General features: G+C 45.6%; 18 protein-coding genes and 1 pseudogene. 15 read left to right on the top strand and 4 right to left on the bottom strand.

Translation table 11 applies throughout. The annotated features are described in order from the left end of the window. The first annotated feature begins 39 nt into the window (after nt 1-39). The 10 genes from RH85_RS20800 (at nt 40) to RH85_RS20755 (ending at nt 10,991) form a co-directional block, all read left to right on the top strand. A complete protein-coding gene (locus RH85_RS20800) occupies nt 40-1,866 on the top strand; it encodes a DUF294 nucleotidyltransferase-like domain-containing protein (RefSeq protein ID WP_006714716.1) in 1,827 nt (608 codons plus the stop codon). Between the two features lie 10 nt (nt 1,867-1,876). Then, complete coding sequence (locus tag RH85_RS20795) at nt 1,877-2,509, top strand: 3'-5' exonuclease (protein ID WP_006714715.1); 633 nt, start codon at nt 1,877-1,879, stop codon at nt 2,507-2,509. Nucleotides 2,510-2,743: 234 nt separating this feature from the next. Continuing rightward, on the top strand, nt 2,744-4,696 hold the full coding sequence (acs, locus tag RH85_RS20790; protein ID WP_006714714.1) for an acetate--CoA ligase: 1,953 nt from the start codon (nt 2,744-2,746) through the stop codon (nt 4,694-4,696). A 294-nt stretch (nt 4,697-4,990) separates the two neighbouring features. Beyond that, nucleotides 4,991-5,440: a type II 3-dehydroquinate dehydratase gene (aroQ, locus tag RH85_RS20785; RefSeq protein ID WP_006714713.1), complete on the top strand. Its 450-nt coding sequence runs from the start codon at nt 4,991-4,993 to the stop codon at nt 5,438-5,440. Between the two features lie 59 nt (nt 5,441-5,499). After that, nucleotides 5,500-5,961, top strand: a complete 462-nt coding sequence (gene accB, locus RH85_RS20780; protein ID WP_006714712.1) for an acetyl-CoA carboxylase biotin carboxyl carrier protein — start codon at nt 5,500-5,502, stop codon at nt 5,959-5,961. Between the two features lie 14 nt (nt 5,962-5,975). Next, nucleotides 5,976-7,319 carry an acetyl-CoA carboxylase biotin carboxylase subunit gene (accC, locus tag RH85_RS20775; protein WP_006714711.1) on the top strand — a complete coding sequence of 448 codons (1,344 nt, stop codon included), beginning with the start codon at nt 5,976-5,978 and terminating at the stop codon, nt 7,317-7,319. Nucleotides 7,320-7,426: 107 nt separating this feature from the next. Next, nucleotides 7,427-8,314 carry a 50S ribosomal protein L11 methyltransferase gene (gene prmA, locus RH85_RS20770; protein ID WP_006714710.1) on the top strand — a complete coding sequence of 296 codons (888 nt, stop codon included), beginning with the start codon at nt 7,427-7,429 and terminating at the stop codon, nt 8,312-8,314. 139 nt (nt 8,315-8,453) lie between these two features. After that, nucleotides 8,454-9,422 (top strand): tRNA dihydrouridine synthase DusB, encoded by a 969-nt coding sequence (gene dusB, locus RH85_RS20765; protein ID WP_006714709.1) that lies wholly within the window; start codon nt 8,454-8,456, stop codon nt 9,420-9,422. A gap of 23 nt (nt 9,423-9,445) precedes the next feature. Beyond that, entirely contained in the window at nt 9,446-9,742 is a 297-nt protein-coding gene (gene fis, locus RH85_RS20760) for a DNA-binding transcriptional regulator Fis (RefSeq protein WP_000462885.1), read from the top strand. A gap of 259 nt (nt 9,743-10,001) precedes the next feature. Beyond that, nucleotides 10,002-10,991, top strand: coding sequence for a GGDEF domain-containing protein (locus tag RH85_RS20755; RefSeq protein ID WP_006714708.1), 990 nt, complete (start codon nt 10,002-10,004; stop codon nt 10,989-10,991). 5 nt (nt 10,992-10,996) lie between these two features. On the opposite strand, the gene zntR is transcribed toward RH85_RS20755, so the two are convergent. Continuing rightward, entirely contained in the window at nt 10,997-11,428 is a 432-nt protein-coding gene (zntR, locus tag RH85_RS20750; protein WP_006714707.1) for a Zn(2+)-responsive transcriptional regulator, read from the bottom strand. Between the two features lie 259 nt (nt 11,429-11,687). Here zntR and purH point away from each other — a divergent pair, with 259 nt between their 5' ends. Both purH and purD read left to right on the top strand, forming a co-directional pair. Continuing rightward, nucleotides 11,688-13,277 (top strand): bifunctional phosphoribosylaminoimidazolecarboxamide formyltransferase/IMP cyclohydrolase, encoded by a 1,590-nt coding sequence (gene purH, locus RH85_RS20745; RefSeq protein ID WP_006714705.1) that lies wholly within the window; start codon nt 11,688-11,690, stop codon nt 13,275-13,277. Nucleotides 13,278-13,559: 282 nt separating this feature from the next. Beyond that, nucleotides 13,560-14,849, top strand: coding sequence for a phosphoribosylamine--glycine ligase (purD, locus tag RH85_RS20740; protein WP_006714704.1), 1,290 nt, complete (start codon nt 13,560-13,562; stop codon nt 14,847-14,849). Nucleotides 14,850-14,925: 76 nt separating this feature from the next. Here the strand turns inward: purD and RH85_RS20735 are convergent, their stop codons facing one another. Both RH85_RS20735 and hupA read right to left on the bottom strand, forming a co-directional pair. Then, on the bottom strand, nt 14,926-15,621 hold the full coding sequence (locus RH85_RS20735; RefSeq protein WP_006714703.1) for a DUF1481 domain-containing protein: 696 nt from the start codon (nt 15,619-15,621) through the stop codon (nt 14,926-14,928). A gap of 44 nt (nt 15,622-15,665) precedes the next feature. Then, a complete protein-coding gene (hupA, locus tag RH85_RS20730) occupies nt 15,666-15,938 on the bottom strand; it encodes a nucleoid-associated protein HU-alpha (protein ID WP_005594827.1) in 273 nt (90 codons plus the stop codon). Between the two features lie 351 nt (nt 15,939-16,289). On the opposite strand from hupA, the gene RH85_RS20725 reads away from it, so the two are divergent. After that, on the top strand, nt 16,290-17,402 hold the full coding sequence (locus RH85_RS20725) for a CNNM domain-containing protein (RefSeq protein WP_006714702.1): 1,113 nt from the start codon (nt 16,290-16,292) through the stop codon (nt 17,400-17,402). Nucleotides 17,403-17,453: 51 nt separating this feature from the next. Here RH85_RS20725 and RH85_RS20720 read toward each other — a convergent pair whose 3' ends face one another. Further along, the gene (locus RH85_RS20720) at nt 17,454-18,041 is read right to left on the bottom strand and encodes a YjaG family protein (protein ID WP_006714701.1); all 588 of its coding nucleotides are present in this window, start codon (nt 18,039-18,041) and stop codon (nt 17,454-17,456) included. A gap of 71 nt (nt 18,042-18,112) precedes the next feature. Here RH85_RS20720 and RH85_RS20715 point away from each other — a divergent pair. Beyond that, nucleotides 18,113-19,038, top strand: a pseudogene (locus RH85_RS20715) (D-2-hydroxyacid dehydrogenase). Further along, a complete protein-coding gene (locus tag RH85_RS20710) occupies nt 19,038-19,607 on the top strand; it encodes a uracil-DNA glycosylase family protein (protein WP_006714700.1) in 570 nt (189 codons plus the stop codon). Before RH85_RS20715 ends, RH85_RS20710 begins: the two are co-directional and overlap by 1 nt. Nucleotides 19,608-19,666 lie beyond the last annotated feature (59 nt).

Raw genomic sequence — 19,666 nt, 5'->3', positions numbered from 1 at the left:
ACACTGAAAACTCACTCTATTGTGCTTTCAAGGTGTCTCATGCCCGAAAAATTCAATATGCAATCACCGCCGTTTGATCGGCTGACTCCTGCGCAGCAAAATCATCTGCGGAGCTCATTAGATGTCGCCTACTTTCGCCAACGAGAATCATTGTTAATCAATGGCAAGCAAAGCACCCATTTGCACATATTGATTAAAGGCGCAGTAGAAGAGCAATCACCGCAAAGTAAAGAGATCTATGCGCACTATGCCAATGATGATCTCTTCGATGTCCGCGCGCTATTTGAAGGGTCATCACGTCATAATTATATCGCCTTAGAAGATACGCTCTGCTATTTGCTCCCCAAACAGGTCTTCTTGGATCTTTACCATCAAAATGGCCAGTTTGCTGCCTATTTCGATAACAACCTTGCAAAACGACAAGCCTTACTGAATGCCGCGCAACAACAGCAAAACTTGGCTGAGTTCATCCTAACGAAAGTCGATGATGAGATTTATCATCCTCCCATGATCTTAAATCATGATTTGCCTCTCGATGAGGTAACAAAAATCCTCAAAGACAACGCACTTGATGCAGCGCTGATCACTTTAGCTAATGATGATCCACGTCTAATCAACAACACACACCAAATGCCTTTTGGCATCATTACCCGCACCAATATGTTGCATGCAGTTATGCTAGAGCGCTTGCCTCTTGATACACCAGTCGGGCAAGTTGCCACGTTCCCTGTAATGCACGTTGATGAAGATGATTTCTTGTTCAATGCAATGGTCACCATGACGCGCAACCGCATGAAACGCTTAATGGTATGGAATGGTAAACGCCCTGTCGGCATGCTAGATATGACACAAATTCTCAGCGCCTTTTCTACCCACTCGCATGTCTTAACTCTTAGTATTGCGCGGGCAAGTAGTGTCGAGGAGCTCGCGATGGCTTCGAACCGACAACGTCAATTAGTCGATAGCTTACTCAGCAATGGCATTCGTACCCGCTTCATTATGGAACTCATCTCGGCAGTCAATGAGCAGATTATCGAAAAGGCGTTTGAACTTATTGTTCCTCCAGCCTTGCATGATCACTGCTGCTTGATCGTACTGGGGTCTGAAGGTCGTGGTGAACAAATCCTAAAAACCGATCAAGATAATGCATTGATCATTAAAGATGGACTTGAATGGCATCAATGTCGTGCCATCATGGAAAAGCTCACCCACACGCTTCAGCAATTAGGTTACCCGCTTTGTCCCGGCAACGTGATGGTCAACAATCCTGCGTGGGTAAAAAGCCAAACGGAGTGGCAACAGACGCTTTCCACTTGGTCAAAGGCGACCCATGCAGAACAAGTAATGAAGCTAGCCATAATGGCCGATGCACAAGCTGTTGCGGGTAATCGTCAACTGCTTGAACCCGTAAGTGAACACTTACATAAAATCATGTTCAATAACATGTTGACCTTACAAGACTTTACCCGCCCAGCGTTACAGTTTTCTTTGCCGCTCACTTTATTTGGCAATGTCAAAAGCGACAAACAAGGGCTGGATATTAAAAGCGGTGGCGTTTTTCCGATCGTGCATGGTATCAGAACATTAGCGCTCGAATACCACATTCTTGAGAAAAATACTTTTGCGCGGATTGAAGCTCTAGCGAAGAAAAATATTCTCGAACCCGATACCGCGGACAACCTCACCGAGGCACTCAAACTGTTTTTCAAATTGCGCCTAAACCAGCAATTGGACAACCAACATAGTCATAATCGAATCGACCTCAAACAACTGGAACGTAGCGAACGAGATTTGCTACGCCATAGTTTTCATGTGGTGAAGAAGTTCAAGCAATTCCTTGGCTACCATTATCAAATTAGAGATTAAGGAGAGTGCGATGAATTGGTTACAACGCCGCTACTGGTACTACAAATTGAAAGGCTCCCCTTTTCAACACTACTTTGGCGCATTAAACAAAGGTGAATTCGTCTCTCTCGATTGTGAAACCACCAGCCTTGATCCCAAACGTGCAGAATTAGTCACTATTGCGGCAACAAAAATCATCGACAATCGAATCATTACCAGTCAGCCGTTTGAAGTTCGCCTGCGCGCTCCACATTCACTCGATTCAGGCTCAGTCTGTATTCATCGAATGCGCCATAAAGATCTCGAAGATGGTCTCGATGAAAAACAAGCGTTGCTCAAACTACTTGAGTTTATTGGCAATCGGCCCTTGGTCGGTTACCACATCCGCTATGACAAAAAAATTCTCGACATCGCCTGTCGAAAACAACTCGGTTTTCCACTGGCAAACCCACTTATCGAAGTGAGCCAGATCTATCATGACAAATTAGAACAACATTTACCGAATGCCTACTTCGACTTAAGTTTAGATGCGATTTGCAAACACCTCGATCTACCAATACAAGACAAGCATGATGCCTTGCAAGACGCGATATCTGCAGCATTGGTGTTTGTGCGCTTAACCAAAGGTGATCTGCCAAGTCTTAGCTTTCCTTACCACCAATAGAGCACAGAATGCGGCCAATGCCGCATCTCATCCCTCGCAACTTCGCCTTCACCCACGCTCCTCATCCTAAAGTCTAATTGTAGAAATGGCTGTAGTGATTGAAAGTTATAGCATTGCTGTTTGTCAGGTAATTATTTGGTTCGCTACCGCAAGCCTGACGAAATAGAGATGTAACCTTTGGCATCTATCCTACTAACACCAAAGGAAGCACAAAAATTCACAAGGAGAGAAGCAATGAGTGAAGCCCACATTTATCCGGTCAAAGACAATATCAAAGCAACCACACATGCGGATAAAGAGACCTACCTTGCCATGTACCAGCAGTCAGTTTCTGATCCAGAGGGCTTTTGGGGTGAACACGGTAAAATAGTGGATTGGATTAAACCATTCACCCAAGTCAAAAGTACCTCTTTCGATACCGGCCATGTCGACATTCGTTGGTTCGAAGATGGCACGCTCAACGTTTCTGCCAACTGTATTGACCGTCACCTAGCCGAGCGTGGCGATGAAGTCGCAATCATCTGGGAAGGCGATGATCCTGCTGACGACAAAACTCTGACTTTTAACCAGCTACACAAAGAAGTGTGCCAATTTTCAAATGCATTAAAAGAGCAAGGTGTCCGCAAAGGTGACGTGGTCTGTCTTTACATGCCAATGGTGCCTGAGGCGGCTGTGGCAATGTTAGCCTGTACACGTATTGGCGCAGTGCATACCGTCGTCTTCGGTGGTTTCTCACCTGAAGCGCTTTCTGGCCGCATCATTGATTCGGACGCAAAAGTAGTTGTGACCGCTGATGAAGGCGTTCGTGGTGGCCGAGCAGTGCCATTGAAGAAAAACGTTGATGAAGCTCTCACCAACCCTGAAGTGAAAACCATTTCAAAAGTGATCGTATTCCAACGTACGGGTGGCGATATTGATTGGCATGAACATCGTGATGTTTGGTGGCACGAAGCCACAGCCAATGTTTCTGACCAATGTCCACCAGAAGAAATGAAAGCGGAAGATCCACTGTTTATTCTTTACACCTCCGGCTCAACCGGTAAGCCAAAAGGGGTACTGCACACCACAGGTGGCTACCTTGTTTACGCTACCATGACGTTTAAATACGTATTTGACTATCAAGAAGGTGAAACCTTCTGGTGTACGGCGGATGTTGGTTGGATTACCGGTCATACCTACCTTATTTATGGTCCACTGGCGAATGGTGCAAAAACCATTCTATTTGAAGGTGTGCCAAACTACCCGAAAACCAATCGCATGAGCGAAGTGGTCGATAAGCATCAAGTTAACATTCTCTACACGGCTCCGACGGCAATCCGTGCACTGATGGCAAAAGGCACCGAAGCGGTTGATGGTACATCACGCTCTAGTCTACGCATCATGGGTTCGGTGGGTGAACCGATCAACCCAGAAGCATGGGAGTGGTACTACAAGACCATCGGCAACGAAAGTTCACCGATTGTCGATACTTGGTGGCAAACCGAAACGGGTGGCATTCTGATCGCACCACTGCCAGGCGCAACTGATCTAAAACCAGGCTCTGCGACCTTACCCTTCTTTGGCGTACAACCTGCGCTGGTTGATAACATGGGTAACATCATTGAAGAAACCGCCGCAGAAGGTAACCTGGTTATTCTCGATTCATGGCCAGGCCAAATGCGTACCGTTTATGGCGACCATGAGCGCTTTGAGCAAACTTACTTCTCTACTTTCAAAGGTATGTATTTCACCAGTGATGGTGCTCGTCGTGACGAAGATGGCTACTACTGGATTACCGGTCGCGTTGATGACGTTCTTAACGTCTCAGGCCACCGCATGGGAACAGCAGAAGTGGAATCGGCACTCGTTGCGCATCATAAGATTGCTGAAGCGGCGATTGTCGGTATTCCACACGATATTAAAGGCCAAGCCATTTACGCATACATCACCCTCAATGATGGTGAATACCCATCAGCAGAACTACACAAAGAAGTGAAAGATTGGGTGCGTAAAGAGATTGGCCCGATTGCGACCCCTGATGTACTGCACTGGACTGATTCACTGCCAAAAACACGTTCAGGCAAAATCATGCGTCGTATTCTGCGTAAAATTGCCGCGGGCGATACCAGTAACTTAGGCGATACATCAACACTCGCTGATCCAGGAGTCGTCGATAAGTTGATTGCTGAAAAGGCCGAACTCGCCTAACACCACTTGCTGATTGAAAGAGCCGCCTTAATAGGCGGTTCTTTTTTTTTGCATTCATCCCATCAATGCCAGAGAAAATAACTCGCCGACACCGCGTTTATGTTACCTCTGTAGCACTTTCAAAAGAGCAACATCAGTGATTAGACCAGTAAATTGCTGCTAATTGCTGTGAATTAGCTATAATCTTTGACGATTTTTTAAAAATCTCGCGATTGCTACTGAAAAATCGTGGTGATTTATCGTATATTTGGGAATATGTAAGTTCCACTCACGATAAAGGAAGATGTCAGCACAATGTCAGCAAAGTCACGAATTCTACTCCTGAATGGCCCAAACCTTAATCTTTTGGGTTTGCGCGAGCCTGGACACTATGGCTCACAGACACTTGAACAGATCGTCACGACCTTAGCTGAGCAAGCTAAGCAAGCCGATATTGAATTTGAGCATCTCCAAACCAATCGTGAGTATGAATTAATCGAAGCTATCCACGCCGCTTATAATCGCGTGGATTTTATTCTGATTAATCCTGCGGCATTCACGCACACCAGCGTGGCGTTGCGCGACGCGTTATTAGGTGTCGCAATCCCATTTATAGAAATACATTTGTCCAATGTGCACGCGAGAGAACCATTCCGCCATCACTCCTACTTGTCTGATAAAGCACAAGGGGTTATTTGCGGTTTAGGCGCACAAGGCTATGAATTCGCTCTGTCGGCAGCAATCAAACGACTGCAGGCACAGTAACCTAACACTCTGCGACCCTAACGGGTTGTCTTACTCACAAGATAAAGAGAAAGATAAAGATGGATATCCGTAAAATTAAGAAACTGATTGAACTAGTTGAAGAATCTGGCATTGCTGAACTAGAGATCTCTGAAGGTGAAGAATCGGTACGCATCAGTCGCCACGGCGCAGCACCTGTTCATGCTCCAATTCAATACGCAGCAGCACCTGCACCTGTTGCCGCTCCTGCGGTAGCACCTGCAGCACCAGTTGCAGCGGCAGAAGTTGCAGCACCTGCAGCTCCAGCGGGTCACCAAGTTCTTTCTCCAATGGTTGGTACGTTCTACCGTTCACCAAGCCCTGAATCTAAATCGTTCATCGAAGTAGGCCAAAGCGTTAACGCTGGCGACACTATCTGTATCGTTGAAGCGATGAAGATGATGAACCAAATCGAAGCAGACAAATCTGGCGTTGTTACGGCAATCCTAGTTGAAGACGGCCAAACGGTTGAATTTGACCAGCCACTAGTTGTAATCGAATAATCGAGGCTGAAGCTATGCTAGATAAATTAGTCATCGCGAACCGAGGCGAGATCGCACTTCGCATCCTTCGCGCATGTAAAGAGCTAGGCATCAAAACGGTCGCAGTACATTCTACTGCTGACCGCGATCTTAAGCATGTCTTGCTAGCAGATGAATCTATCTGTATTGGTCCTGCACGCGGTATTGATAGCTACCTAAATATCCCTCGTATCATTTCAGCAGCTGAAGTGACGGGTGCGGTAGCCATCCACCCAGGTTACGGTTTCCTTTCAGAGAATGCTGACTTCGCAGAACAAGTAGAGCGCAGCGGCTTTATCTTTGTTGGCCCTAAAGCTGATACCATTCGCATGATGGGTGACAAAGTGTCAGCGATCAACGCGATGAAAAAAGCGGGCGTACCTTGTGTACCGGGTTCTGATGGCCCTCTAGACAACGACGAAGTAAAAAACAAAGCTCACGCTAAGCGCATTGGTTACCCAGTCATCATCAAAGCGTCTGGCGGCGGTGGTGGTCGTGGTATGCGTGTGGTTCGCAGCGAAGCTGAACTAACACAATCAATCGCAATGACTCGTGCAGAAGCAAAAGCGGCATTCAACAACGATGTGGTTTACATGGAGAAATTCCTAGAAAACCCACGTCACGTTGAAGTTCAAGTGATTGCCGATGGCCAAGGTGGCGCAATCCACTTAGGTGAACGCGACTGTTCAATGCAACGTCGTCACCAAAAAGTGGTGGAAGAAGCTCCAGCTCCTGGTATCACGGAAGAGATGCGTAAGTACATCGGTGAACGTTGTACCCGTGCCTGTCTTGAAATTGGTTACCGCGGTGCAGGTACATTCGAATTCTTATACGAGAATGGCGAATTCTACTTCATCGAAATGAACACTCGTATTCAAGTAGAACACCCTGTTACGGAAATGGTGACTGGTGTTGACTTGATCAAAGAGCAACTTCGTGTTGCTGCAGGCCAACCTCTATCATTTACTCAAGATGATATTAAGATCCGTGGCCATGCGATCGAGTGTCGTATCAATGCCGAAGATCCGGTTCGTTTCCTACCTTCACCAGGTAAGATTGAACGTTTCCATGCACCTGGCGGTATGGGTGTACGTTGGGAATCTCACATCTACACGGGCTACACAGTACCACCTCATTACGACTCAATGATTGGTAAACTGATCACCTATGGTGAAAACCGTGATGTGGCGATTGCGCGTATGAAAAATGCCCTTAGCGAGATGATCGTGGAAGGCATTAAAACTAACGTTCCGCTACAAATCTCAATCATGAACGACGAAAACTTCCAACATGGTGGTGCTAACATTCACTACCTAGAGAAGAAGCTCGGCTTGCAATAATTCGTTCGCCAAATTGAGCAAAATGCCCACATTACGTGGGCATTTCTATTTCTGGCTGCTACACTCTGCGCCATTATTCGATTCACCCACGTTAAGAGTACCGACTCATGCCTTGGATTCAAATCAAACTCAATGCGACCAAAGAAAACGCCGAAATGGTCAGCGACATGCTTATGGAAGAGACTGGCGCACTATCTGTTACCTTCTTAGATGCGAAAGATACGCCTATCTTTGAACCTCTTCCTGGCGAAACTCGCTTATGGGGTGATATTGATATCCTCGCGCTGTATGACGCAGAAGCGGACACTCAGTTCATTGTGAATCAAATCAAAGCAAGTGGCATGCTTGCAGAAGGCTTTGCGCACAAAGTTGAACAGCTTGAAGATAAAGACTGGGAACGCGAATGGATGGACAACTTCCACCCGATGCAGTTTGGTGAGCGTCTATGGATCTGCCCAAGCTGGCGTGATGTGCCAGATCCTGAAGCGGTTAACGTTCTACTTGATCCTGGCCTTGCATTCGGTACAGGCACCCACCCTACAACAGCGCTTTGTTTAGAGTGGCTAGAAAGCATCGACCTTACAGGTAAAACGGTCATCGATTTCGGTTGCGGTTCAGGCATTCTTGCGATCGCTGCGATCAAACTCGGTGCAGAAAAAGTCATTGGGATCGACATTGATCCTCAGGCTCTCGTCGCGTCTAAAGACAACGCAGAGCGCAATGGCGTCGCTGATCAACTGCATGTATACCTTCCACAAGATCAACCTGAAAATATGATTGCAGATGTTGTTGTTGCCAACATTTTAGCAGCACCACTGCGTGAACTATCGCCAATCATTAAAGGTCTGGTTAAGCCAAACGGCTTGCTAGCAATGTCGGGTGTTTTAGATACTCAAGCAGAAGACGTTGCTAACTATTACCGTGACGAGCTTCACATCGATCCAATAAAAGCCCAAACAGAGTGGTGTCGCATCTCTGGTCGCAAGCAAGGCTAGACAAGGTTTTTGACCTTAATTGTTTGAATTTCATACAAATTAATAAAACAATTTGGTTATGCTCAAATAATAGTCTTTTCACGCAGTGAAAAAATGCGTAAAATGCGCGCCCTTGCTGGTACAGAACTGTGAAGACGTTTTGAAAATAGGTAATTATCAACTCAAGAACAAACTAATCGTCGCTCCAATGGCGGGTGTTACGGATAGACCGTTTCGTGAGTTGTGTCTCCGCTATGGTGCGGGTATGGCTGTCAGTGAAATGATGTCCTCTAATCCAAAGCTATGGAATACGGCCAAATCAAAACAGCGAATGGTACATGAAGGCGAATCGGGCATTCGATCGGTACAAATCGCAGGCTCTGATCCCCAGTTAATGGCTGAAGCAGCTCAATTCAGTGTTGAGAACGGTGCGCAAATCATCGATATCAACATGGGTTGCCCAGCAAAAAAAGTGAATAAGAAGCTAGCCGGCTCTGCACTGCTTCAGCACCCAGATATCATCAAAGATATTCTGCAAGCTGTAGTAAGCGCAGTTGACGTTCCTGTGACGTTGAAAACCCGTACTGGCTGGGATACAGAAAACAGAAACTGTGTCCAAATCGCTAAATTAGCCGAAGACTGCGGCATTCAAGCTCTTGCTCTGCATGGCAGAACAAAAGCGTGTATGTACAAAGGTGAGGCCGAATACGACAGCATCAAAGCGGTAAAACAAGCAATCTCTATCCCGGTTATCGCTAACGGTGACATCGATAGCCCAGAGAAAGCTAAATTTGTACTGGATTATACCGGTGCAGACGCTTTGATGATTGGACGCCCTGCCCAGGGTCGTCCTTGGATTTTCCAGGAAATCCAACACTATTTGGAAAACGGCACCGAGATGCCTGAACGACCAATTTTGGAAGTGAAAGGTATTTTGCTTGGTCATGTGAATGCTCTACATGAGTTTTATGGAGAGTACTTAGGCCCTCGCATCGCTCGCAAGCATGTGGGTTGGTACCTGAAAGAGCATGAACAAGCTGTCGAGTTTCGCCGTACCTTCAATGCTATTGACATTGCGCAAGCGCAAATCGATGCATTAGAAGGTTATTTTGATAACGTTGCACCATAATTACGAGAAGAGCTAGACCGAATATGTTCGAACAAAATCTAACTTCAGAAGCATTAACAGTAACTACAGTAACTTCACAAGATCAAATCACGCAAAAGCCACTACGTGATTCTGTTAAAGCGTCTCTTAAAAACTATCTTGCTCAATTAAACGGCCAAGAAGTTACAGAACTATACGAATTAGTTCTAGCTGAAGTAGAACAGCCACTACTAGACACCATCATGCAGTACACTCGCGGTAACCAAACTCGCGCAGCAACTATGATGGGCATCAACCGCGGTACTCTTCGTAAGAAACTGAAAAAATACGGCATGAACTAATCTCCGATTAGTTTAGCGATTAAGAGGCCATGCTAGTTATTAGCATGGCCTTTTCTTTATCCACGGCCGACCACACTATTGCCACCTCTGTTAACACTCCCCTTACAGCGATAAGCTTCTATCCAGCAAAAGATATCCCGATCGCAAACTTGAACTATTTCTTTAAAAAGAAAGAGTTATAATCAAGATCACCAAATTGCCTTCTTGATACTTTCAGTTACAATACGCTCTTGTTCATTTAATAGGATAAAGGCCAATAATGGTTTCAAATCGCGAGGAATGGTTGGATTTTTTGCTAAATTCATTGCCTGATCACGTCTTTATCCTAGATCCTAATGGGCGCTATATTGATAGCTATGGTGGCTGTCACTACGGTAAAGGGTTTGATGCCAAGCACTACATTGATCTGCGCCTCGACGAGATATTTTCTGCGGTGAAAGCGGCTGAAATGCAGTGCTATATTGATCAAGTCATCCACCAGCAACAAACGCTTGTGGTGCGCTATAACGTTCAACTGCAGGACCATCTATTGCTCTCTATTGAAGATATTCAAAACTTTGATCTTCCAGAAGAGAGTTGGTTTGAAGCGATCATCAATTACATCGCGCCAAGCAAACGCAACCAAACAGCCCAAGTCATGTGGTCAGTGCGTAATATCACGAAAACCCACCAGCTAGAGAAAGAACTAAAAAAACTCTCTGAAACGGATGAGCTCACCGGAGTGTTAAACCGTCGTGCTTTTATGCTTGAGTTGGAACAAGATTTTCAACAGCAGAGCGATAAACAAGGTCATCTAACCTGTTTAATGATCGATATTGACCACTTTAAAGAGATCAACGATATGGTTGGGCACCTTTCCGGTGACCAAGTGATCACGCAAGTGGCAACCATTTGTAAAAATGTCATTCGGGGTAGCGATTATATTGGCCGTTTAGGGGGTGAAGAGTTCGGTGTTATTCTCAGCCACACGAACGCAATTCAAGCCTTTGATGTAGCCGAACGAATTCGTCAATCGATCAGTAGCACAGCCTGTCATGTTGATGAACATGAGATTTATCCAACCGTCAGTATTGGCATTGCTGAACTTAATCACGACACCAACTCGGTTAAGGCTTTACTCGTTGAAGCTGATAAAGCAATGTATTACTCCAAACGCACGGGACGCGATCAAGTCACGATTTATCATCCAAACTTGCCTGACTTAAAAGCGCCCTCAACCTCCAAAGCTCGTATTCTCAAAGCGTCTTAAACCTCTCAGCTATCCGGCTGACAACAATGAGACTCTTCACTTGCTAACGCCCCTAAAATAGAGCAGTGACTGGCATTATCATCAATATGGCCACAACATGCGTCATTGATTTTCTTTAAAGCACTGCGAATACGCTTTAGTTCGGAAATTTTTTCGTCTATCACGTGCAGCTTAGTGGTGGTAATCGCTTTAACTTCTGCACAGCTATGCTCGGTTGCTTCCAGTTTGATCTCCAGCAGTTCTTTGATTTCATCGAGGCTCAAACCAAGTTCCTTTGCCTTCAAGATAAAAACCACCTGCTTTTGGTTCTCTTCACTGTACAAACGGTAGCCAGACTCACTGCGACCTGCTGGCTTAATTAACGCATTCTTTTCATAAAAGCGCAGTGTATCTGCACTGACACCACACCGTTTTGCTAATTCACCGATCTGAAACATAACTTTCCTTATTAACCTTCTAATTACTTTTATGGCTAAAGATGCTGGATTTTACAATTATTTTTGAGATGCCAAACGATTGCGCAAGCTTTTTTGTAATAAATTAGTTAGAATGTGCGCCATCAAATTCAGAGTCTTTATCCACTCTTGATATGGAAAAGGTCTTTACCAAAGCTGGCCAATATTTTACCCCAAAGGTAAAAACAAGTTCATCTTTGGCAAACATCTTTTAATTCGTGAATTTGAGGAAAATGGAAGTATGACTAACCGTCCTATTCGCCGCGCGCTGATCAGCGTATCAGACAAAACAGGTATTGTTGAGTTTGCACAAGCTCTCGCTGAGCGTGGTGTCGATATTCTCTCAACTGGTGGTACTGCTCGCCTATTGGCAGAGCAAGGCATTTCAGTAACTGAAGTTTCTGATTACACCGGATTTCCAGAAATGATGGACGGGCGCGTTAAGACCCTGCATCCAAAGGTTCACGGTGGTGTGCTTGGCCGTCGCGGTCAAGATGATGACATCATGGCAAAACACGGCATCAACCCAATCGATATGGTTGTGGTTAACCTATACCCATTCGCAGAAACTGTTGCTAAAGAAGGTTGTACCCTTGCTGACGCGGTTGAGAACATCGACATCGGCGGTCCTACAATGGTTCGCTCAGCGGCAAAAAACCATAAAGATGTCACCATTGTCGTCAATGCGAAAGATTACTCACGTGTGATCGCAGAAATGGACAGCAATGAGAAATCACTGACTCTTAATACTCGCTTTGACCTTGCCATTGCAGCCTTTGAACACACAGCAGCTTACGATGGCATGATCGCTAACTACTTTGGCACTATGGTTCCTAGCTACGGCGAAAATAAAGACGGCGATGAAGAAAGCAAATTCCCTCGCACGTTCAATCAGCAGTTCGAGAAGAAACAAGACATGCGTTACGGTGAGAACAGCCACCAAGCAGCCGCTTTCTATGTGGAAGCGAATCCGCAAGAAGCCTCGGTTTCTACTGCGCGTCAAATCCAAGGCAAAGCCCTTTCTTACAACAACATCGCTGACACAGACGCAGCACTTGAGTGTGTGAAAGAGTTTGACCAGCCAGCATGTGTGATCGTTAAGCACGCTAACCCATGTGGTGTAGCACTAGGTGAAGACATCCTAGAAGCTTACGACCGAGCATTCAAAACAGACCCAACATCTGCATTTGGCGGCATCATCGCGTTCAACCGTGAACTAGACGCAGCGACAGCAACAGCAATCACTGAGCGTCAATTTGTTGAAGTCATCATTGCACCTTCGGTTTCTGCTGAAGCGGTAGAAATCGTTGCAGCCAAGAAAAATCTGCGCCTACTTGAATGCGGTGAGTGGACAACGAAGACAACTGGCTTTGACGTAAAACGCGTTAACGGTGGCTTACTCGTTCAAGACCGTGACCAGGGCATGGTTACTGAAGATGACCTGAAAGTGGTTTCTAAGCGCCAACCAACAGCAGAAGAGCTAAAAGACGCACTGTTCTGCTGGAAAGTAGCCAAGTATGTTAAATCAAACGCGATTGTTTACTCAAAAGGCGACATGACTATCGGTGTCGGCGCAGGCCAAATGAGCCGCGTATACTCGGCAAAAATCGCTGGCATTAAAGCAGCAGACGAAGGACTGCAAGTTGAAGGCTGTGTCATGGCATCAGATGCCTTCTTCCCATTCCGTGACGGTATCGACGCAGCGGCAGAAGCTGGCATCAAGTGTGTTATCCAGCCAGGCGGCTCTATGCGTGATGACGAAGTTATCGCAGCAGCAGACGAACACGGTATGGCGATGATCTTTACTGGTATGCGTCACTTCCGCCACTAATTTCCTCTTCGTATTTGGCACTGTGGCGTCATTAGCTGCTTTCGCCCACCCCGGTCACATAGCAGGCTATGCTCCCGGGGATGGGCTCAATTGCTGCCTAGCCACATCACCAACTACTTTGAGCAAAATTTATAATTTTGTTTTTTAAATATTCCGATATTTGAAATACGTAGAGCAAGTCAGTGACTTTAGTTCAAGGAAAACACGCGGAGCTTATGACTATAAGTGAGCATGTTTGACACAGAAATAAAGGCTCTGAAGCAGCTATAAGGATTTTAAAACATGAATGTATTGATTATTGGTGCCGGCGGTCGTGAACATGCGCTGGGTTGGAAAGTGGCACAAAACCCAAATGTAGACACTATCTTCATCGCTCCTGGTAATGCGGGCACAGCACTTGAGCCTAAGCTAGAGAACGTCAACATTGATGTGGAAGACATCGCCGGCCTTGTCGCTTTTGCACAAGAGAAGTCTATTGAACTCACGATTGTCGGCCCAGAAGCTCCACTGGTTATTGGTGTGGTCGATGCTTTCCAAGCTGTTGGTCTGCCTATCTTTGGTCCATCTCAAGCCGCAGCGCAGCTTGAAGGATCTAAAGCATTTACCAAAGACTTCTTAGCTCGTCATGACATTCCAACTGGCTCATACGCAAACTTCACTGAAATTGAGCCTGCTTTGGCTTATGTTCGTCAGCAAGGCGCGCCAATCGTAGTAAAAGCTGACGGCCTTGCGGCAGGTAAAGGTGTTATCGTCGCGATGACCCTAACTGAAGCGGAAGATGCGATCAAAGACATGCTCGCTGGCAACGCCTTTGGTGAAGCAGGTAGCCGTGTGGTTATCGAAGAATTCTTAGAAGGTGAAGAAGCCAGCTTTATTGTCATGGTAGACGGTGAGAACGTACTACCAATGGCAACCAGCCAAGATCACAAACGCGTCGGCGATAAAGATACCGGCCCAAACACGGGTGGTATGGGTGCTTACTCTCCAGCACCGGTCGTCACACAAGAAATTCACGATCGCATCATGCAAGAAGTGATTTACCCTACCGTTCGTGGCATGGCCGCAGAAGGGAATCCATATACTGGTTTCCTATATGCTGGTTTGATGATCGACAGTGATGGCACTCCTAAGGTGATTGAATATAACTGTCGTTTCGGTGACCCAGAGACTCAACCTATCATGATGCGTATGCAATCTGACATGGTCGAACTGTGCCTTGCGGCCATCGATAAAAAACTTGACCAAGTTGAGTCAAAGTGGGACCCACGCGCATCTATCGGTATCGTGTTAGCGGCTGGTGGTTACCCAGCGGCTTATGACAAAGGTGATGTTATTTCGGGTCTTCCGCAGCTCGAAGTAGAAGGCGAAAAAGTCTTCCATGCGGGGACAGCTAATCGCGATGGCGACATTGTGACAAACGGTGGCCGTGTACTTTGTGCAACCGCACTTGGCAATAGCGTCTCAGAAGCGCAGCAACGCGCCTATGAGCTTGCGAAACAAGTTAGCTGGGATGGAGTCTTCTATCGAAATGATATCGGTTACAGAGCGATTGAGCACGAAAATAACGCTTAGTACATAAAAGTCTGACAAACAGACACACTAAAAACAAAAAGGCGCTGAACTCAGCGCCTTTTTTAATCTTGTCTTTTTATTCTTGTAATAGCTGTGGCCTTGCAACACACGATTGATCGTCATTGGTTAACATCAGCAGTTGCTCAACAACCAACGTATCACCTTCGCGCGCGCCTACAAAAGCAACATAGCTGTCTATGTCAGCAAGACGGCTTACCACAAAATCCGGTAATGTTTGGTTAAACTCCAAAGCATCAAAACTCTGGCCAGAACAAGTTTCAAAATCATTACCATCCCAATAACCTTGAATCAGTTTGCTTCCAGCTTTGTTTTGCTTCTTAGTTTGCTCTGCAACATTCAGTGCTTCGCTCTTAACCTGTTCAAGCATTTCGCTGTTCATTGGTAGAACTTTACCATCAAGACGGTACTGCTGATAAACCGCTTCCCCATCTTGGTTAAAACGAACATGAATACTGTAATCAACCAAGCCAGTATTGTTTTTTAGTTGTTTACCTTCACGAATCAGCTCTCTAACAGTGCCGCCTTCCCAACGATAGTTACTTTTGTACCAGCCATAGTCACCAGCCACAACATAGTCTGCAGCGCTAACCGGTGTCGCAATACGTTCCGTGAACCAGTATAAACTGGTTGCATCACCCATATTTTGCCCACCAGAATGCTGGATAGTCGTTTCTAAGCTTGTGTTTGTGACGCTGGAAGAACAGCCAAAGAGGAAAGAAGTGATTAGTGAAGATAAAAGAATTTTTTTCATAGAGAGAGTATACGCCAAGGTAGAGTACCTTGGCGTAAATTATATTATTTCACTGCGTCTTTCAGAGCTTTACCAGCAACGAATGCAGGAACGTTTGCAGCAGAGATTTGGATCTCAGCACCCGTTTTAGGGTTACGGCCAGTGCGTGCTGCGCGGTGGTTCACTTTGAACGTACCAAAACCAATTAGTTGAACTTGGTCACCCTCTTTAAGTGCACCAGTCACACCTTCAAGAGTAGCTTCAAGAGCAGCTTTAGCTTGTGCTTTAGATAAGTCTGCTTTCTCTGCGATAAAGTCGATTAATTGGGTCTTGTTCATTAGGTTTCCCTTCTCATGTGTTATCGAATTCGACTCACTCTAAAACATAAATGCCCCATCTGGCAAAGGTTTGTAAGCATTCTTTGGCTTCTATGACGTACTTTTAACCATAATATGAGTAATAACTCACAATTTGTATCTACCTGAGTCATAATGAAGACTTGTTTTTCAACCAATTTAACCTTATTTATAAAACGCTCAAGCGACGTAAAGCCTGATATTGCGGGGCTTAGAGCGAATATAAAATACACACACCAATAATGCCCAGGCACAGAGAAATGACACGAATAGAACCCGGTGACTATTTTCTCAGCAAAATTAGGTTGTGGTAGAAACTTACATAGGAACAATATGTTGCTGCTAACTATATACGTCTCTGTTGCCATTGGCGTATCTTTCGTCTGTTCGGTTCTTGAAGCGGTCCTCCTTAGTATTACTCCGAGCTATCTAGCTCAGTTGCGCCAACAGGGCCATCCGGCAGAAGAAAAACTGTCAGCGTTAAAAAAGGACATTGATCGTCCTTTAGCCTCAATCTTGACGTTAAATACCATTGCTCACACCATTGGTGCTGCAACAGCCGGTGCTCAAGCCGCCGTGGTATTTGGTAGCGAATGGCTCGGTGTTTTCTCTGCCGTGCTGACGCTTGGTATCTTGGTTTTGTCTGAAATTGTACCTAAAACCATTGGTGCGACATACTGGCGCCAACTGGCCCCTTACGCAGCAAATGTACTACGCTGGATGGTTTGGAGCCTAACGCCATTCGTTTGGTTCTCTGAACAAATCACCAAACGTCTGGCTCGTGGCCATGTCGCGCCAAAAATGCGTGATGAACTTTCCGCAATGGCTTTATTGGCAAGAGAAAGCGGCGAGTTCGCTGAAGGTGAATCTAAAATATTAAGTAACCTACTTGGTATTCAAGATGTTCCTGTCACTCAAGTTATGACTCCTCGTCCTGTGGTATTTCGCGTCGATGCGGAACTGACTGTAAAAGAGTTTTTGACTGAGCATCGTGATACGCCATTCTCACGCCCACTCGTTTATAGCCAGGCGAATGACAACATTGTTGGCTTTGTCCATCGTCTGGAGCTCTACAAGCTAAAACAGGCTGGTTCTGGTGATAAACAGCTAGGTGCAGTAATGCGCCCTGTTCACGTGATTCTCAATAACATGTCATTGCCAAAAGCGTTTGACCAAATGCTATCTAAACGTCTGCAACTTGCACTGGTCGTCGATGAATACGGCACAGTACAAGGGCTGTTAACCTTAGAGGATATCTTTGAGCATCTGATCGGTGAAGAGATCGTTGACGAAGCAGACAGCACGACAGACATGCAAGAACTCGCATTTGAACGCTGGGAAAAATGGAAAAAGCAGCACGGTGTAATCGAAAGCCGTGATGACGACGATGATGAATACGAAATGAAAGTCGAGTCAGAGTCTGCAAACAAAGACAAAGATAAATAAAACAAAAGGGAGCGATTGCTCCCTTTTTTAATTCACGCTAATGGCTTAGGACTATAGACCAACGCCAATATTACTTACGCCTTCTTCTTTCAATTCCGCACGTAGATCTTTGATCAAATCAATATCGCGTTCTTCCGCGTCTTTTAGTGGTCGGAAAATGGCCCACTGCACATCCCACTCAGCACAAACCGCTTCGTTATCTTTCTGGTTTTCATTGCTGATCTCAATCTCTAGCTGTGCTTCTTCGAGTTGAGCAACAGTCACGACAGATTGTTGACTTACTTTCTGCATGCTTTCAAAAAGATCATCGCGATCCAATAAGCCGTGTAGCAGCGTCGATAGAGCAACGCAAGCATCAATCGCAGGATAAACACCGTAAAAGTCAAAGTCTTCAGAACTAGGAATAATCTCTTCTAATTTCTCAAGCTGACGCTCAAAGTTCACTTTTGCAGTCTTAACAGTAAGCTGTTCCCAAATACTATCAAGAATGTCACGGTAAGTACGCGCTGGTGCGAACTGTGTGCTTTCACAGAACATGGCATAATTCGGATACATGCGTTCACACAAGCACGCCATGAAGGTAATCTGTTTCCAAGGTTCTAACTTCTCAAGACGAAGCTGAAGCGGGTTCTGTAGCATAATGGCTCATTGATTGAAGAAAAAGACAGCGGAAGTTTACTTGATAACCAGCAGGGAAAAAAGCAAAGCCTATGGACAATTTAACAAAAAAGCTCTACATCCTCACTGATTCCAACCAAACTTACCAAGAGTTGATTGAGCAGAAAGAACTCCCCAACCTTATAATCACCAACCAGCGTGATGAAGCGAATATCGTCTTAGCAGCACCACCTTTACTCGCAGCTCAGTTAGATGACTTCACCAAATTGGAGTGGGTTCAATCAATCTACGCTGGCATCGACGCACTTATCAACCATAGTCTAAGACAAGACTACTTGCTGACGAATGTGAAAGGGATCTTTGGACAGCAAATAGCGGAATACGTTTTAGGTCTATCTATTGAGCATTATCGTCACTTTAAGCAATACCAACAGCAACAAATCACCAATCAATGGCATCCCATTCAATATCAAAGCCTCAGCAGCAAAACCATGGTGATAGTGGGTACCGGTGAAATAGGCACACATTTAGCGCAAGTCGCTAAGGTCTTTGGCCTGAGAACCATAGGTGTAAACACCCGAGGCATTCCAAAACCCAATTCACCATTTGATCATACTTACCATATCGATGAATTAACTCGGCGATGACTCAAGCAAATATCGTCGTGAGTACACTACCTAGCACGAACAAAACACAGGGGTTATTTGACCAAGCGAGCTTTACCAACGCTAAAAACATCCTCTTCTTTAATGTCGGCCGTGGTTGCAGTGTCGATCAAGCCGCACTACTTGAAGCGCTCCATAAGGGGAATGTCGATCACGCATTTCTCGATGTGTTTGTTCAGGAGCCCCTAACAGATACACACCCTTACTGGTCACATCCCAACATCACTGTTACTCCTCACATCGCGGCACTCAGCGTCCCAGGCCAAGTTGTCGATGTCTTTGCTCGCTATTATCGTGATTGGGAACAAGGCTACACACTGCAACAGCGTATTGATTTCACTAAAGGCTATTAATGCTAGACGATTTACTTACAAAAATAAGACGATGCCGGACCTGTGAGTCTGCATTACCTCTCGGAGCAAACCCAATAATACAAGCTCATCAAGACGCGCGAATTTTGATCATTGGCCAAGCGCCAGGAACCCGAGTTCATGAAAGCTCGATACCGTGGAATGATCCAAGCGGGAATAGGCTGCGCGCATGGCTAGATCTTGATGAACACACTTTTTACGACGCAAATAAGATTGCGATTATGCCGATGGGATTATGTTATCCCGGCAAAGGCCAAAGTGGTGATTTACCACCAAGAAGAGAATGCGCACCATTGTGGCATCAATCAGTCCTAGAATTACTGCCCAATATAGAGATGACGCTATTGATCGGTCAGTACGCACAAAATTATTATCTCAAAGAAAAACCCAAAACCTTAACTGAAACCGTTAGAGCATGGCAAACCTGGGCACCTCAGTACCTGCCACTACCTCATCCTTCACCACGCAATAGCTTGTGGTTGAAACGAAATCCTTGGTTTGAAGCCGAAGTTATTCCCTATATTCGGCAGTACGTGCAGCAGAAGGTTTGAGAAGCGAGAAGGCCGCTAAGCTCTTCAATAAAAATCCTAACCAACTGAACTACAGTCAC

Origin of the sequence: Vibrio ichthyoenteri ATCC 700023 (assembly GCF_000222605.1) — a bacterium.
GTDB classification, from domain to species: Bacteria; Pseudomonadota; Gammaproteobacteria; order Enterobacterales; family Vibrionaceae; genus Vibrio; species Vibrio ichthyoenteri.
Note: the sequence above shows the minus strand (reverse complement) of the source record. Positions and strands in the feature narration are given on the sequence as shown.

Coding starts and splice junctions, on each gene's coding strand:
- RH85_RS20800 (WP_006714716.1), top strand. CDS start 40: ATGCCCGAAAAATTCAATATGCAATCACCGCCGTTTGATCGGCTGACT.
- RH85_RS20720 (WP_006714701.1), bottom strand. CDS start 18,041: ATGCTACAGAACCCGCTTCAGCTTCGTCTTGAGAAGTTAGAACCTTGG.
- acs (WP_006714714.1), top strand. CDS start 2,744: ATGAGTGAAGCCCACATTTATCCGGTCAAAGACAATATCAAAGCAACC.
- RH85_RS20725 (WP_006714702.1), top strand. CDS start 16,290: ATGTTGCTGCTAACTATATACGTCTCTGTTGCCATTGGCGTATCTTTC.
- fis (WP_000462885.1), top strand. CDS start 9,446: ATGTTCGAACAAAATCTAACTTCAGAAGCATTAACAGTAACTACAGTA.
- RH85_RS20755 (WP_006714708.1), top strand. CDS start 10,002: ATGGTTTCAAATCGCGAGGAATGGTTGGATTTTTTGCTAAATTCATTG.
- aroQ (WP_006714713.1), top strand. CDS start 4,991: ATGTCAGCAAAGTCACGAATTCTACTCCTGAATGGCCCAAACCTTAAT.
- zntR (WP_006714707.1), bottom strand. CDS start 11,428: ATGTTTCAGATCGGTGAATTAGCAAAACGGTGTGGTGTCAGTGCAGAT.
- purD (WP_006714704.1), top strand. CDS start 13,560: ATGAATGTATTGATTATTGGTGCCGGCGGTCGTGAACATGCGCTGGGT.
- RH85_RS20710 (WP_006714700.1), top strand. CDS start 19,038: ATGCTAGACGATTTACTTACAAAAATAAGACGATGCCGGACCTGTGAG.
- RH85_RS20795 (WP_006714715.1), top strand. CDS start 1,877: ATGAATTGGTTACAACGCCGCTACTGGTACTACAAATTGAAAGGCTCC.
- accB (WP_006714712.1), top strand. CDS start 5,500: ATGGATATCCGTAAAATTAAGAAACTGATTGAACTAGTTGAAGAATCT.
- RH85_RS20735 (WP_006714703.1), bottom strand. CDS start 15,621: ATGAAAAAAATTCTTTTATCTTCACTAATCACTTCTTTCCTCTTTGGC.
- hupA (WP_005594827.1), bottom strand. CDS start 15,938: ATGAACAAGACCCAATTAATCGACTTTATCGCAGAGAAAGCAGACTTA.
- prmA (WP_006714710.1), top strand. CDS start 7,427: ATGCCTTGGATTCAAATCAAACTCAATGCGACCAAAGAAAACGCCGAA.
- accC (WP_006714711.1), top strand. CDS start 5,976: ATGCTAGATAAATTAGTCATCGCGAACCGAGGCGAGATCGCACTTCGC.
- purH (WP_006714705.1), top strand. CDS start 11,688: ATGACTAACCGTCCTATTCGCCGCGCGCTGATCAGCGTATCAGACAAA.